This window comes from Haloferax volcanii DS2 (assembly GCF_000025685.1).
Taxonomy (GTDB): domain Archaea; phylum Halobacteriota; class Halobacteria; order Halobacteriales; family Haloferacaceae; genus Haloferax; species Haloferax volcanii.
Genome location: NC_013967.1, coordinates 325,697 through 337,783 on the forward strand (window position 1 = coordinate 325,697; position 12,087 = coordinate 337,783).

Below are 12,087 nucleotides of genomic sequence, written 5' to 3' on the forward strand. Positions count from 1 at the left end.
TCACCCGGGCAGCGATAGCCCCGGTCCGTCGGCCCCATCCGCACCGCATCTACCGTTCGCTTCGCTTCTCTGCGGCCGTCTGTGACACATGCCAGCACGCTCCCGGCGTCGGCAAACCGTGTCGGCTGCGAAGGCTTATACCGCGTGGCCGAATCACGGGTAGATATGCGTAAGGGTACGTCTCTCGACTCCTGGCGCGACGACGCGAAACCACGACCGAACCGCGCGTCGCGGACAACAGCGTCGGGACGGCCCACGGAGGTGGGGCGATGAGCGCACAGGACCTCGACGGCGAGAGCGACGCCGAGGCCGACGGAAGCGGCGAGATGCCGAAACCGCACACGATTCGGCTCGAACTCGTCGACGAGCCCGGACAGCTTTTGGCCGCGCTCAAGCCCATCTCCGACAACGGCGGGAATCTGCTTTCCATCTTCCACGAGCGCGGGAGTCTGACGCCGCGCGGACACATCCCCGTGGAGGTCGACCTCGAATGCCCGCCCGACCGCTTCGCGCGTATCGTCGAGGCGCTCCGCGACGCCGGCGTCAACGTCATCCGCGCCGGCGCGGAGCACTTCGGCGAAGAGGTGATGGTTATCCTCGTCGGCGACATCGTCGACTCCGACCTCTCGGACACGCTCCACCGAATCGAGTCCTCGGCGGACGCGACGCTTCAGGACCTGTCGCTGTCGGCCCGCGAGGGGACCGACGAGGCGTCGAGCGCCCGGCTCCGACTCGCGGTCCGCTCCGGGCGCGTCGACGAGACGTTCGGAGTCGTCCGTGACATCGCCGCCGAGAAGGAGCTACACGTCGTCGAACCGCTCGCGGAGGGGTCCCAATGAGCCTCAGACTCGCCGTGCTCGGCGCGGGCGCGGTCGGCGGCTCGGTGCTCGACCTCGCGGGCGACTACGGGCACGAGGTCGTCGCCTTCGCGGACTCGTCGTCCTCCGTGGTCGACCCGGACGGTCTCGACCCGAGCGCGGTCCACGACCGCAAGGAACGCGAGGGCGTGGTCGGCGGGGCGGACCCCGAAGCGGTGTTCGACGTCGACTACGACGTGTTAGTGGAGGCGACGCCGACGACGCTCGGCGACGCCGAACCCGGCTTCTCGCACGTCGAGCGGGCGCTGGCCGACGACCGCCACGTGGTGCTCGCGAACAAAGGCCCGGTCGCGGAACGGTACGCCGACCTGCGCGCGCTCGAAGCCGAAAGCGGAGGGACGGTGCAGTTCGAGGCGGCCGTCGGCGGCGCGATTCCCATCCTCTCGACTATCTCGGACCTCGGCGCGCCGCACGTGACCGCCGCGCGCGGCGTGCTGAACGGGACGGCGAACTTTATCCTCTCGCGGATGGCCGCCGAGGGACTCGATTACGAGCACGTCCTCGCGGAAGCCCAGGACCTCGGCGTCGCGGAGGCCGACCCGACCTTCGACGTCGACGGCATCGACGCCGCGCTGAAGTTCGTCATCCTCGCGAACGTCCTCTCCGACGGCGAGACGGAGTACGCGCTCGACGACGCCGCGGTTGAGGGAATCCGCAACGTCCCGGGGACGGCGCTCGACCTCGCCGCCGAGGACGGCCGGACGGTCAGACTCATCGGTGAGGCGACCGCCGACGGGGTTCGCGTGGCTCCGCGGCTGATTCCGCAGGGCTCTGCGCTGTCGGTCACGGGCACGCAGAACATCGTCCAGTTGGAGACCAAACACGCGGGGCAGCTGAACATCAGCGGCCGCGGAGCGGGCGGTCCCGAGACGGCGACGGCCGTCTTGTCCGACGTTTCTCGGCTCGAATAGGCGTACAGAGGGCTCGTACCTCTCGTTTTCTTCGACTGTCGACCTCGGCTAAAATCCCTGCCCCACGACCGTGGTATGGTTCCGCAAATCGCAGTACGGCGGTTAGACGGCCCGTAGCGCGTATCGAAATCGTTTTAGGGGTTTCAGCAAAAACATTCCCCACAGAGCGCCTTAGCGCGTGACCACACCAATGAGCGACAAACCCCACCAGAACCTGGCCATTATCGGCCACGTCGACCACGGTAAGAGTACGCTCGTCGGCCGACTCCTGTTCGAGACCGGCTCCGTCCCGGAGCACGTCATCGAGCAGCACCGAGAGGAAGCCGAGGAGAAGGGCAAGGGCGGATTCGAATTCGCCTACGTCATGGACAACCTCGCCGAAGAGCGCGAGCGCGGTGTCACCATCGACATCGCCCACCAGGAGTTCGACACGGACGAGTTCTACTTCACCATCGTCGACTGTCCTGGCCACCGCGACTTCGTCAAGAACATGATCACCGGTGCTTCGCAGGCTGACAACGCGGTACTCGTCGTCGCCGCCGACGACGGTGTCGCGCCGCAGACCCGCGAGCACGTCTTCCTCGCCCGCACGCTGGGCATCGGCGAACTCATCATCGCGGTCAACAAGATGGACGTCGTCGATTACAGCGAAGACAAGTACAAGGACGTCAAGGAGCAGGTCAACAAGCTCCTCAAGCAGGTCCGCTTCAACTCCGACGACGCGACCTACGTCCCGATTTCGGCCTTCGAGGGCGACAACATCGCCGAGCGCTCCGACAACACGTCGTGGTACGACGGCGACATCCTCCTCGAAGCACTCAACAACCTGCCGGCACCGCAGCCGCCGACGGACGCGCCGCTGCGCCTGCCCATCCAGGACGTCTACACCATCTCCGGCATCGGTACGGTCCCGGTCGGCCGTATCGAGACGGGTACCCTCAACCCCGGCGACAACGTGAGCTTCCAGCCCTCTGACGTCGGCGGCGAGGTCAAGACCGTCGAGATGCACCACGAGGAAGTCGACCAGGCCGGACCTGGCGACAACGTTGGTTTCAACGTTCGTGGCGTCGGCAAGGACGACATCCGCCGCGGCGACGTCTGTGGCCCGGCCGACGACCCGCCGAAGGTCGCCGAGACGTTCAAGGCGCAGGTCGTCGTCATGCAGCACCCCTCGGTTATCACCGCTGGCTACACGCCGGTCTTCCACGCCCACACGGCGCAGGTCGCGTGTACCATCGAGTCCATCGACCAGAAGCTCGACCCCGCGTCGGGTGAGGTCGCTGAGGAGAACCCGGACTTCATCAAGTCCGGCGACGCTGCCATCGTGACCGTCCGTCCGCAGAAGCCGCTCAGCATCGAGCCGTCCTCCGAGATTCCGGAGCTCGGCAGCTTCGCTGTCCGTGACATGGGTCAGACCATCGCGGCCGGCAAAGTGCTCGAAGTCAACGAGCGATAACGATGCAACAGGCACGCGTTCGGCTCGCCGGCACGAGTCCGGAAGACCTCGACGATATCTGCGACGACGTCCGCGAGATCGCGAACAAGACGGGCGTCAACCTCAGCGGGCCGATCCCGCTGCCCACGAAAACGCTCGAAGTCCCCGCCCGCAAATCGCCTGACGGCGAGGGGACGGCGACGTGGGAGCACTGGGAGATGCGCGTCCACAAGCGTCTCATCGACCTCGACGCTGACGAACGCGCTCTGCGCCAGCTGATGCGCGTTCAGGTTCCGAACGACGTCAGCATCGAGATCGTCCTCGAAGACTAACGACGGCGCTGTCCGGGCTCTCCCGGGCCGCCCGTTCGTGACGGCCCGCCCGTCACACTCGCGGTTGTCGAGGCGCGCGTCCGGAGGACTCTGCCTCCGAGCTGACTTTCAGCGCTAAGGCGCGTGTCATCTCACTTCCGTTCGACGCGCGAGCAGACGCCCGCAGAATCGCCCGACGGAACGGGTTGCTATCGCATGCCCGACTGCGGACAAAACATAGGGTATAAGTGTATCCCACGACTCCGTGGGAATGAGGGCTCGTAGATCAGTGGCAGATCGCTTCCTTCGCAAGGAAGAGGCCCGGGGTTCAAATCCCCGCGAGTCCATCAAATTTTAACTCGCTTTCGAAGATTCCAAAAACCGGAGCGAAAGCGTTCGTAGTTCCATTTCTCGCGTTCGGGAAGTCGCAAGAAAGACCCCGCCCATCGAGAGTTCACGAGACTCGGTTAGTCGGGCCTCCGCTGTCTGTCGATGAATCGAGTGATTTCGGGGGCCAGCGATGAGACGGTTCTGCCCGACCTGCGGGTCCCGTCTCACCACGACGACGAGTCGCGGTGGACTCCCTCGCCGTATCTGCCCCGAGTGCAACGGGGGTGGTGCGTAGTGCAGTATCTCGACTTCAAGCGCGAGCGTGACGAGGCGACGACCTCGTGGGAGCGAGGCGACCCTGTCGCCGCGCTGGTCGAGCGCACCGGTCCGACGACCTATCTCGTTACCCTTCCGGGTGGCGAGACGCACGCCGTCGAGTACGGCAAGGAGCGCGGTACTCGTGTCGGCGGGTGCGACTGCAAGGGCTTCGAGTTCCGCGACGACGAGGACTCGCCGTGCGCCCATCTGTGCGTCCTGCGGAAAGCCGAGTGGTCACACAACCACTTCGGAGACGCCGCCGGGCGCGATGTCACCGACGACCCCATCACCGCCCACGACACCGCCGAGCACGTCGCACCGAACGCAACCGAACCCGAGCCCGACCTCGTCGCCGACGGTGGTGAGGATTTCCCGCGCCAGAACTGCCGTCGCTGCGGTGCCGTCTCGCCCGACGGAGAGGCCCCCCCGCCCGCCGAGTGCTCCGAGGGAACGACCGACGACCCTGAGCACGAGTGGACTGACGCGCCCGACCTCGTCGCCGACGGTGGCGACATCGTCGAGGCACCGACCACCGGACACGACGGGCGCGTCTTCGGCCGCCCGGAGGACCAGCTATGACCTGCATCACCTACTCCCGAGCACCAGCACCACGAGCCGACCAGCCCCGGCGCTCGCGCGGGCGCGCACACCCCCGCGCGAATAGGCCTCCTCGTACGACCACGGGGGGGCGTACTGCCATACTCCGTATCCCCGCCCCGTCTGCGTATTACGAGTGTGACACGCTGCAGTACAGAGGTGCCCTATGAGCCGAATGAAGACCGAGCGGACCGAGAGCACGACGGTGACCGTCCGCGTCGACGAGGACCTGAAGGAAGACTACACCAGCGCTCTCGACGGGTCGATAAGCGACGACATCCGGTCCCACATGGAGGAGGTCGCGCGGACCGTTCGAGATGAGTCCGACAACAACCTCCCTGACGATGAGATTCTGCGAGACGGCTACCTCGCGCTCCGACGGACTGCCGAGGCGTACGACCCGAACGGTCGTCGCATCGACGTGACGACTGCTATCTCGAAGGTCGCCGAGCGAGCAGGAATCCCGAAAGACGCCGTCCGCCGTCGCGTCCTGAAGCCCCTCATCCGAGACGACTACGTCGAGTTGGACTGGGGGGAAATCATCATCTACCAGCCGGAGGAGGTCAACGCGAGCGCGAATCGGGCCTCCCCGACGAAGGGAAAGAGTACGAGTAGCTAAGAAGAGTCGTCGTCGGTCTTTTTTTGCTGTCCGAACCGCCGCTGTATCTGCGCCTTCAGCACTCCCGAAATCGCCGAGAGTGGGAGCGCCGCGACCGCGAGGAGTTCCAGCGGACTGAGTGTGACACTACCGTCCATCGTCGTCCTCCTCGACGCCGCCGTCGGTAGCTACCGCCCAGTCCTCGACCCGCCGCACGCGCCCACGAATGATGCGCAAGTCCTCATGGAGGTCTTGCCGGACCCAGAGAACCAGCGCGGCGACGCCGAGGAGGAGCAGCGCCGTCACCGGGTCGGTCGTCTGCAAGATGAGGTCGGTTAGCTCACTCATCGCCGACCACTCCCGCGATGATTTCGAGCAGCGGACGGAGCAGATACAGGAGCACAAGCCCGACGACGACCGCGACGACAATCCACACCTTCGCGGCGAGTCCTGTCCCGCGCGTCGGGTTCGACGCCTGCCCGTCCTGCGGGTCCTCTATCCACGGCGTCCCGCCCGGACCAGCGGTGTTCCCGGCTTCGTCATCGAACAGCGAGACGAGCCCGCCGACGCCCTCATCGAAGTTGAGCGCGGCGGCGTCCGCTGCGCCCGCGACCGTATCGTACGGGTCGCGGACGGCCTGACCGGGGTCGCTGACGAAATCGTCGATGCCGCCGAGCCAGTTGTTGGAGCCGTCCCCGAAGGTACCGGTTCCGTTCGTGTCGGGCACGTCAGCCACCTCCGAAGACGACTGCGCCGATGGCGACCGCGGCGGCCACCCCGAGCGCGATGAAGTTGCGACGTGACCCATCGCCATCGAGGAGCCATCCGACGCCCGGCGCGTTCTCGGTCGAGTCGTCGGTGTCCGCCGACGGGCTCGACGAGCCGCCCGGCGACGACCCACCGCCGACCGAGGTCTCGCCGTCGTCGCTCTCGCTCGTCGAGGCGAGCGACGAGTCGATGTCGAAGTAGGTCGACGCGAACGGGTCGCCGTCCATCAGGACCTGCTGGCGGAGGCGACCATCACCGAGGAGGTGGATGCGGTCGGCGAAGGTGTCGCCGCCGTGCTCGCGGACGGTCGCAAGCACGGCCGGGTCGGACGGGTCCCACTCCTCGGAGTTATCGACCCAGTCGAGTCCGAGCGGACCGCTCACTTGTCGTCACCTCCCGCGAGGACCGCCGCGCCGATGGCGACGACAACCGCGACGCCAGCCGCGCCAGCCGCGAGAAGCCCGCCGCTCGACGAGTCGCCGGTCGACTCGCCCATCCCGGTGAGACTTTCGCGGAGGTTGCGAAGTTGCTCCTCCAGAGCGGTGATTTCACCGACTTGCGGCGTCTCGCTCGACCCGCCGCCGACGATGTTGCGGACCTCGTCGACGACATCCTCGACGCTCTCGTAGCCGCCGCTCAGTCGGTCCTCGTCGATGCTCACCGATCCGTCGGGGTTGACCGTGACCTCGTCGCCGTCGCTGTTTTCGTTCGGATCGGGGGAGACGGCGTCGTTCGCCGGGTCACCTCCGCCCGGCATCCCGCTCTCAGAGTTGCCGGGGTCGAGGCCGTCGTCATCGCCGATGGAGCCGTACCCGCCAGTCCCGCCGTCGTCGTCGAGGTAGTCGCCGGTGTCGATGGTGTTGTCGTCATCATCGTCGGAGTTGCCCGGGATGGACTCGCTGCCTCCGGGGACTCCACCACCGGACTCGTCTGGGTCGATTATCATCAATCATCGACCTCCGTGGTTGTGAGTGTCACGTCTCCATCATCTCCAACCGTCATCTCGATGACTGTCAGATGCTCCGATTCGTCTCCAAACTCGAAGCGGTAAGTCTCTCCTTCCTCGGCACTCCGTGGTCCGGGAAAATCGGGAATCTCCATTAGTAGCTGACCTCCTCGAAGACGAATTTGATTTCCCGGTGTCCTGTCTGGTCCGCAGTCAGATTGTTACCGTTGTAGGTGATGCGGATGCTTTTTGACTCCGTTGCTTTGAGGTTCGTGAGCGCATTCAGCGACGCCGCAGTATCTTGCGGAGCCGCCGAGTTGACACTCCACGTCGAGTTCCGCCAGTAGACGGCATCGTCGTCCGGGCCGCCTCCGTTCATCATCCGAACGTGGCCCGCGCTCCACACGTAGAAGAAATGGTCTCCAGAGCCGTCTCCTCCGGGGTTTGGAGCTTCGAGCTCCATCCCGATGACCTTCCAGACCTTGCCCTCTGGAGCGTAGATGTTGGTCGTCTGCTTCGAACCAGCCGCGACGGTCGCGGTCTGGCCGAACGACTTGGTGACGATGGTTGGTCGGTTGTTCACGGCGAGTGTCTCGCCGCTCCCTTTTGTTCCGGACTGTCCCCACGGTGCACGACCGGGCATCAGAACACCCCCCCGATGACGCGCCGAATCCCACCGAGGTAATCGACGGTCGGGAGCGCGCGGAAGCGGTAGGCGTAGTCGGTGCTCTTGTTGTCGGTGATGATGACGATACGGTCACCCTTGCGCATCTCCGCGTTGACGTGGTAGCGGTCGCCGTCGGGCTCACCGGTCACGAACTGCTCGCCGCCGCCGTAGCTCGGAATGTCGGTATCCTCGGCAGACTCCGGGTTGTCCGGGTCACCCCGGATGCGCCGAATCACTGGTCGCAACTGCAGGGCGTCCTCCGACCCGGGGACCGCCCACAGCGACAGCTGCTCGACGGTGCAGTCGGCGGGCGCGACCCACGCGACCTCGTGGCCGGTAGTGTCGGCCGGGACCTCGTCTTGGATGTGCGGCGTCTCGCGGCGCTCGTCGGTCGTGAGCTTCGATAAAATTCCCATGGTGGGACCTCTACAGCGAACTCCGGTACAGCATCACGTCGCTGTTAGCCGGGTCGATTTCCTTTCCGTCGCTGTTCGAGTCGGCGTCGATGCGGAACTCGATGTGCCGACCCGCCGTCGCGTACGGAGCGAGCGAGTACATCAGCGGGCGCTCGGTGGGCGACTCGCTGGCATACTCTGCGAGCAGTTCGAGGTCACCGAGCTTGCGCGTGAACATCGCACGGCCGTCGGAGTCGGTGATGGCCGCGTAGAGCGTGCCGCTGATGGTGTCGCCCTCGGTGCCCGACCCGTTGCCCGTGGCGACGATGTCCGCGTGCATGGGCGAGGAGTCCGCGCTTTCGCGGTCCTTCCCGCCCGCTCCGAACCAGAGGTCCTTGTCCTGCGGGACCTTCTCGCGGTAGACCGTGACCTCCGCGCCGGCCTTGACCGTGTCCTGGTCGAGGTCGCTGCCGCGGATGGGTCGCACGTCGCCGTCGAGTTCGGCGAGGTCTTCGTTGTAGCTGAGTGTTCCCGGCATCGGTTAGACCCCCGGAATGTTCACGTCATCATCGGTGACGCCGGCCTTCTGCCGTGCGGTGTTGTACAGATACGCTCCTGCTCCGACGACGGCCATCGTGAGGGTGACGCCGATAACCCCGAGACCGAGGTTCTGTGCGGATTCACCGGGGTCGTCAGTATCGACCTCGATGCCGAGTAGTTCAAGTGGTACTTTCGTCATTCCATTTCCGACAACGAGCGATTGTGAAAAAGTTCGAAGTGTAGTGGAATACGCTCAACAATTCAATTATTGAGCGTCGTACAGCACTCGTTATTTTACATTCACGGTCGACTGACTGTTCGACACAGTATGATTGGCTACCCGACACTAGTTCTCGGCACGCTCGTGGCCTATCTCCGGGCTTCGGACGAGACGAGACCATTCGTGAAAGGAGCGTTCGGAATCGGCATCCTCGGCGAGTGTGGCGCACTCAGCGGTGCAGTACACTTCACTCAGTCGGGCGTCTCGATGCTCGGAGGGCTCATCGCATGAACGGCAGTAAAGAGCCTCAGAACCCCACGGACCAGCAATGCGAGCATTGCGGGCTGTTCTACGCGGCGCAGGGAATCCACAACCACCGGCCGGGGTGCCCGCTTCGAGACTGGGACACGATGATTCAGCCCCTCGACGGCGCTGGTGAGCCAGCCGGCGAGCGCGGTTCAGTCCCCGATAGTGACCCGGCGAACCCGCCCGAATCGGGGGACATCGAAGTGTCGGACACTCAGAAGGCGATGACCGACGGCGGAAACCCCATCCACGGCGCGCCTGAGCCCGTCACGGACGGCGGCAAGGACACTGAGGAGGTCGACGGGTGTCCCGACTGCGGGTCGGACGACTACGTCGACGCCGACGCTGTTCTGCGCGCTCGCAACCCGTCCGCGAAGAACACGGCGGTCCTGACCCAGTACGACCGCGTCTGCATCGAGTGCGGGGAGGCGTACGATGCCTGAGGACGGCGAGACACCGTCCCCACCGTCGCCGGGCGACACGTTCGTCCGTGACGCCGGCGTCCCGAACATGGGCGCTACGGCGAACCACGCGGCTGCTGAGGGTGCGCCCGCGGAGGAGTCGGTGGGGTCGTCGTCGACGCTCCGCGACATGGTGCTCTCGACAGAACCGAAGCGGTCGCTCGACGAAATCGAATCGCCGTGGGCTCCGGAGCGCGGCGGCCCGAAGCGGGTCTTCCGCGGGTTCCAGAAGATGGGCGACATCGACGGGATGCCCGCCGGCTTCGACGTAGTCGTCGGGCTCGCCGAGACGGCCGTCCTGATTCTCGACCACGTCGAGGAGCAGAACGACGGCGACCAGAGCGACGACGCGGGTCAGAACGACGAGGACCTCGACGACGACCTCGCGCCGCTCGCGGGTGTCGGAGGTGCGTGACGATGCAGGCGTACCACACGGTCGTCACCGGCGACTCCGGCGGCGGGAAGACGACCCTGCTGCGCGAGATGCAAGCCGAGTTCCCCGGTCTGAGTATCTGGGTCAACTTCACCAACACCGACGGCATCACCGGGCGCGACCTCGACGACGCCGCGACGGTCCGGTCGGTCGGCGAAGCTCGCGCGTCGGACGCGACGCGACTGAACTGGGTGACCGACTCCCCGCTCGAAACGGCGCGGCAGGCGCGGACGGTCGCCCACGAGTATCACGAGGCGACGGGCTTCCCGACGCAGGTCATCTTCGACGAGGCGCAGAACGTCCTTCCCGACGGCGAGGTCGAGTCGGACAACCCGGTGAAGCGGATGCTCCACGAGGACCGCGACAAGGGGCTGAAGGTCGTTATCGCCACGCAGGACCCCTCGGACCTCGATTACACGCCCATCAAGCAATGCAAGTTCTGGGTGTGGGTCGGTGAGTGGGCCGTGTTCCACGACGGCTTTCTGCGGTACTTCTCGATACCGCGCGACGACCTCCCGACCGAGCCGTACCAGTACGTCGTCTTCGACAAGCGGATGAACGTGCTGCACCGCGCGGAGACGCAGGAGGCGTACGCATGAACACGCACTTCCGATTCGGCGGGACGCGGGTGTATCTCCAGCCGGTCGAGGACGACGAGACCGATGTCGTTGACGCGCTTCGGACGCTCGCGGAGTGGCTATCGGAGGACGTCGTCTCGTGGTGGACCTACGACGTGCCGCCAGAGTCGCAGATACAGGACCCCCTGACGACCGACGCGAAGAAGGCACTCGTCATCTCGTGGGGTGAGTCGCGTGAGTGACGACCTCCTCCTTCCACCGCCTGAGCCACCCAGTCCGTCGAGTCGATTGTTCGGCGTCGTCGGAGAGTTGGTCGGCCTCGCGGCCGCGGTCTACGTCGCGGCGCGCGCGGCTCGTCGAGGATGGAGGGACGGCCGGTGACTGCCCCCGTCGTTCCGGCTGACATCGCGTTTCTCGCGGTCTCAGTCGCGACGACCTTCTCGTTCGTGGCCGGGTTCCTCGGTGGACTGAACGCAGGGATGTCGCTCTACCGACCGATGGTCGACACAGTTCTCGACCTATGACTTGCACACGACCGCGGCCGACGTGCTACGAGTGCGGGCGTCGTCAATGTGTCCGCTGTGGGCGTTGTTACGAGAACCACATTCAGTTCGAGCACTACTCCGTTACTCACTCGAAGCGGTGTCCGTCGTACTTGTGCCGTCTTATCAAGCGACTCCGGCCCGCCACGTACTATTGACTCTCCGAAAACACCTGAGAGTCGGAAAGAATCGACTCGATTTCAGTCTTCGACACGGGGAAAAGACTAGGATACTGGCGCTATTCTTCCGAGATGTGAGGTAACCGGAAATGAAGATGCAGGACTACGAGAGCAAGGACGGGAAGAAGGTGTGGCTCAGTCGGAGCGAGGTTGATACACTCCTCGACGTCGCCGACGGGACTGAGCAGCGAGTCGCGTTCGCCCTCGGTGCGCGATGTGGGCTCCGTGTCGCGGAGGTCGTGGAAGTCACGCCCGACGACGTAGTCGACACGGAGGTCGGGAAGTTCCTCCGGGTGTGGGAGGGGAAGGGTTCGAAGTACCGAGAGACGCCCATCCCGACTGACCTCGCGGCGACGATCGCGGCGGTCGGCGACTATCGCGACGAGTCGAGCGATACACCCGTCGTCGACCGGACGACTCGAACCGTACGGAACTGGGTCACCAAGGCTGGCGACCAGCTGGTCGAGGAGACCGAGGACGTTGGCTGGTCGTTCCTCGGCCCGCACGACCTCCGACGGACGTGGGGGACGCTACTGGTCGGTGCGGAGGTCGAGCCCGGACTGGTGATGGAGTGGGGCGGTTGGGAGGACTGGGAGACGTTCAGAGAACACTACCTCGGTGCATACAGTCTCGAAGCACAGGCGCGTGGGATGGGCAAAATCGAGTGGTTGTGA

The 12,087-nt window shown here is 65.4% G+C and carries 22 protein-coding genes and 1 tRNA gene; 13 read left to right on the forward strand and 10 right to left on the reverse strand.

The genetic code is table 11. From position 1 onward, the window contains the following. The first annotated feature begins 269 nt into the window (after positions 1-269). From HVO_RS06425 to HVO_RS06455, 7 genes are all read left to right on the forward strand, one after another. Positions 270-839, forward strand: a complete 570-nt coding sequence (locus HVO_RS06425; RefSeq protein WP_004044566.1) for a hypothetical protein — start codon at positions 270-272, stop codon at positions 837-839. Next, on the forward strand, positions 836-1,789 hold the full coding sequence (locus tag HVO_RS06430; RefSeq protein WP_004044565.1) for a homoserine dehydrogenase: 954 nt from the start codon (positions 836-838) through the stop codon (positions 1,787-1,789). Before HVO_RS06425 ends, HVO_RS06430 begins: the two co-directional genes overlap by 4 nt. Before the next feature lie 190 nt (positions 1,790-1,979). Continuing rightward, the gene (gene tuf / locus HVO_RS06435) at positions 1,980-3,245 is read left to right on the forward strand and encodes a translation elongation factor EF-1 subunit alpha (protein ID WP_004044564.1); all 1,266 of its coding nucleotides are present in this window, start codon (positions 1,980-1,982) and stop codon (positions 3,243-3,245) included. A 2-nt stretch (positions 3,246-3,247) separates the two neighbouring features. Beyond that, the gene (gene rpsJ, locus HVO_RS06440) at positions 3,248-3,556 is read left to right on the forward strand and encodes a 30S ribosomal protein S10 (protein ID WP_004044563.1); all 309 of its coding nucleotides are present in this window, start codon (positions 3,248-3,250) and stop codon (positions 3,554-3,556) included. 254 nt (positions 3,557-3,810) lie between these two features. Further along, positions 3,811-3,882 (forward strand) — tRNA-Ala (locus tag HVO_RS06445). A 277-nt stretch (positions 3,883-4,159) separates the two neighbouring features. Then, entirely contained in the window at positions 4,160-4,762 is a 603-nt protein-coding gene (locus HVO_RS06450) for a hypothetical protein (RefSeq protein ID WP_004044562.1), read from the forward strand. 184 nt (positions 4,763-4,946) lie between these two features. Further along, positions 4,947-5,399, forward strand: coding sequence for a hypothetical protein (locus HVO_RS06455; protein ID WP_004044561.1), 453 nt, complete (start codon positions 4,947-4,949; stop codon positions 5,397-5,399). Here the strand turns inward: HVO_RS06455 and HVO_RS20830 are convergent. From HVO_RS20830 to HVO_RS06495, 10 genes are read right to left on the reverse strand one after another with little or no spacing between them, the layout of a single operon-like run. Next, on the reverse strand, positions 5,396-5,536 hold the full coding sequence (locus HVO_RS20830; protein WP_004044560.1) for a hypothetical protein: 141 nt from the start codon (positions 5,534-5,536) through the stop codon (positions 5,396-5,398). The genes HVO_RS06455 and HVO_RS20830 overlap by 4 nt on opposite strands. Next, complete coding sequence (locus HVO_RS06460) at positions 5,526-5,726, reverse strand: hypothetical protein (RefSeq protein ID WP_004044559.1); 201 nt, start codon at positions 5,724-5,726, stop codon at positions 5,526-5,528. Before HVO_RS06460 ends, HVO_RS20830 begins: the two co-directional genes overlap by 11 nt. Then, complete coding sequence (locus HVO_RS06465; RefSeq protein ID WP_013035591.1) at positions 5,719-6,105, reverse strand: hypothetical protein; 387 nt, start codon at positions 6,103-6,105, stop codon at positions 5,719-5,721. Before HVO_RS06465 ends, HVO_RS06460 begins: the two co-directional genes overlap by 8 nt. Before the next feature lies 1 nt (position 6,106). Beyond that, a complete protein-coding gene (locus HVO_RS06470) occupies positions 6,107-6,529 on the reverse strand; it encodes a hypothetical protein (RefSeq protein WP_004044557.1) in 423 nt (140 codons plus the stop codon). Then, positions 6,526-7,092, reverse strand: coding sequence for a hypothetical protein (locus HVO_RS06475; protein ID WP_004044556.1), 567 nt, complete (start codon positions 7,090-7,092; stop codon positions 6,526-6,528). The genes HVO_RS06470 and HVO_RS06475 overlap by 4 nt, the downstream gene beginning before the upstream one ends. Further along, on the reverse strand, positions 7,092-7,247 hold the full coding sequence (locus HVO_RS20835; protein WP_004044555.1) for a hypothetical protein: 156 nt from the start codon (positions 7,245-7,247) through the stop codon (positions 7,092-7,094). The genes HVO_RS06475 and HVO_RS20835 overlap by 1 nt, the downstream gene beginning before the upstream one ends. Further along, positions 7,247-7,735, reverse strand: a complete 489-nt coding sequence (locus tag HVO_RS06480; protein WP_013035306.1) for a hypothetical protein — start codon at positions 7,733-7,735, stop codon at positions 7,247-7,249. The genes HVO_RS20835 and HVO_RS06480 overlap by 1 nt, the downstream gene beginning before the upstream one ends. Next, positions 7,735-8,175, reverse strand: coding sequence for a 2OG-Fe(II) oxygenase family protein (locus HVO_RS06485; protein WP_004044553.1), 441 nt, complete (start codon positions 8,173-8,175; stop codon positions 7,735-7,737). The genes HVO_RS06480 and HVO_RS06485 overlap by 1 nt, the downstream gene beginning before the upstream one ends. Before the next feature lie 10 nt (positions 8,176-8,185). Then, complete coding sequence (locus tag HVO_RS06490) at positions 8,186-8,692, reverse strand: hypothetical protein (RefSeq protein WP_004044552.1); 507 nt, start codon at positions 8,690-8,692, stop codon at positions 8,186-8,188. A 3-nt stretch (positions 8,693-8,695) separates the two neighbouring features. Further along, the gene (locus HVO_RS06495) at positions 8,696-8,893 is read right to left on the reverse strand and encodes a hypothetical protein (protein ID WP_004044551.1); all 198 of its coding nucleotides are present in this window, start codon (positions 8,891-8,893) and stop codon (positions 8,696-8,698) included. A gap of 129 nt (positions 8,894-9,022) precedes the next feature. On the opposite strand from HVO_RS06495, the gene HVO_RS06500 reads away from it, so the two are divergent. The 6 genes from HVO_RS06500 to HVO_RS06525 all read left to right on the forward strand — a co-directional run bounded on the left by HVO_RS06500 (position 9,023) and on the right by HVO_RS06525 (position 12,087). Beyond that, the gene (locus HVO_RS06500) at positions 9,023-9,205 is read left to right on the forward strand and encodes a hypothetical protein (protein ID WP_004044550.1); all 183 of its coding nucleotides are present in this window, start codon (positions 9,023-9,025) and stop codon (positions 9,203-9,205) included. Beyond that, positions 9,202-9,663, forward strand: coding sequence for a hypothetical protein (locus tag HVO_RS06505; RefSeq protein WP_236995480.1), 462 nt, complete (start codon positions 9,202-9,204; stop codon positions 9,661-9,663). The genes HVO_RS06500 and HVO_RS06505 overlap by 4 nt, the downstream gene beginning before the upstream one ends. Continuing rightward, positions 9,656-10,096 (forward strand): hypothetical protein, encoded by a 441-nt coding sequence (locus tag HVO_RS06510; RefSeq protein WP_004044548.1) that lies wholly within the window; start codon positions 9,656-9,658, stop codon positions 10,094-10,096. The genes HVO_RS06505 and HVO_RS06510 overlap by 8 nt, the downstream gene beginning before the upstream one ends. Before the next feature lie 2 nt (positions 10,097-10,098). Further along, positions 10,099-10,713: an ATP-binding protein gene (locus tag HVO_RS06515; protein ID WP_004044547.1), complete on the forward strand. Its 615-nt coding sequence runs from the start codon at positions 10,099-10,101 to the stop codon at positions 10,711-10,713. Beyond that, positions 10,710-10,934, forward strand: coding sequence for a hypothetical protein (locus tag HVO_RS06520; RefSeq protein ID WP_004044546.1), 225 nt, complete (start codon positions 10,710-10,712; stop codon positions 10,932-10,934). The genes HVO_RS06515 and HVO_RS06520 overlap by 4 nt, the downstream gene beginning before the upstream one ends. Positions 10,935-11,502: 568 nt before the next feature. Continuing rightward, positions 11,503-12,087, forward strand: coding sequence for a tyrosine-type recombinase/integrase (locus HVO_RS06525; RefSeq protein WP_004044545.1), 585 nt, complete (start codon positions 11,503-11,505; stop codon positions 12,085-12,087).

What these genes read in the sequence shown, in the direction of transcription:
- HVO_RS06425 (WP_004044566.1), top strand. Translation starts at nt 270, where the DNA reads ATGAGCGCACAGGACCTCGACGGCGAGAGCGACGCCGAGGCCGACGGA.
- HVO_RS06430 (WP_004044565.1), top strand. Translation starts at nt 836, where the DNA reads ATGAGCCTCAGACTCGCCGTGCTCGGCGCGGGCGCGGTCGGCGGCTCG.
- tuf (WP_004044564.1), top strand. Translation starts at nt 1,980, where the DNA reads ATGAGCGACAAACCCCACCAGAACCTGGCCATTATCGGCCACGTCGAC.
- rpsJ (WP_004044563.1), top strand. Translation starts at nt 3,248, where the DNA reads ATGCAACAGGCACGCGTTCGGCTCGCCGGCACGAGTCCGGAAGACCTC.
- HVO_RS06455 (WP_004044561.1), top strand. Translation starts at nt 4,947, where the DNA reads ATGAGCCGAATGAAGACCGAGCGGACCGAGAGCACGACGGTGACCGTC.
- HVO_RS20830 (WP_004044560.1), bottom strand. Translation starts at nt 5,536, where the DNA reads ATGGACGGTAGTGTCACACTCAGTCCGCTGGAACTCCTCGCGGTCGCG.
- HVO_RS06460 (WP_004044559.1), bottom strand. Translation starts at nt 5,726, where the DNA reads ATGAGTGAGCTAACCGACCTCATCTTGCAGACGACCGACCCGGTGACG.
- HVO_RS06475 (WP_004044556.1), bottom strand. Translation starts at nt 7,092, where the DNA reads ATGATAATCGACCCAGACGAGTCCGGTGGTGGAGTCCCCGGAGGCAGC.
- HVO_RS20835 (WP_004044555.1), bottom strand. Translation starts at nt 7,247, where the DNA reads ATGGAGATTCCCGATTTTCCCGGACCACGGAGTGCCGAGGAAGGAGAG.
- HVO_RS06480 (WP_013035306.1), bottom strand. Translation starts at nt 7,735, where the DNA reads ATGCCCGGTCGTGCACCGTGGGGACAGTCCGGAACAAAAGGGAGCGGC.
- HVO_RS06485 (WP_004044553.1), bottom strand. Translation starts at nt 8,175, where the DNA reads ATGGGAATTTTATCGAAGCTCACGACCGACGAGCGCCGCGAGACGCCG.
- HVO_RS06490 (WP_004044552.1), bottom strand. Translation starts at nt 8,692, where the DNA reads ATGCCGGGAACACTCAGCTACAACGAAGACCTCGCCGAACTCGACGGC.
- HVO_RS06495 (WP_004044551.1), bottom strand. Translation starts at nt 8,893, where the DNA reads ATGACGAAAGTACCACTTGAACTACTCGGCATCGAGGTCGATACTGAC.
- HVO_RS06500 (WP_004044550.1), top strand. Translation starts at nt 9,023, where the DNA reads ATGATTGGCTACCCGACACTAGTTCTCGGCACGCTCGTGGCCTATCTC.
- HVO_RS06505 (WP_236995480.1), top strand. Translation starts at nt 9,202, where the DNA reads ATGAACGGCAGTAAAGAGCCTCAGAACCCCACGGACCAGCAATGCGAG.
- HVO_RS06510 (WP_004044548.1), top strand. Translation starts at nt 9,656, where the DNA reads ATGCCTGAGGACGGCGAGACACCGTCCCCACCGTCGCCGGGCGACACG.
- HVO_RS06515 (WP_004044547.1), top strand. Translation starts at nt 10,099, where the DNA reads ATGCAGGCGTACCACACGGTCGTCACCGGCGACTCCGGCGGCGGGAAG.
- HVO_RS06520 (WP_004044546.1), top strand. Translation starts at nt 10,710, where the DNA reads ATGAACACGCACTTCCGATTCGGCGGGACGCGGGTGTATCTCCAGCCG.
- HVO_RS06525 (WP_004044545.1), top strand. Translation starts at nt 11,503, where the DNA reads ATGAAGATGCAGGACTACGAGAGCAAGGACGGGAAGAAGGTGTGGCTC.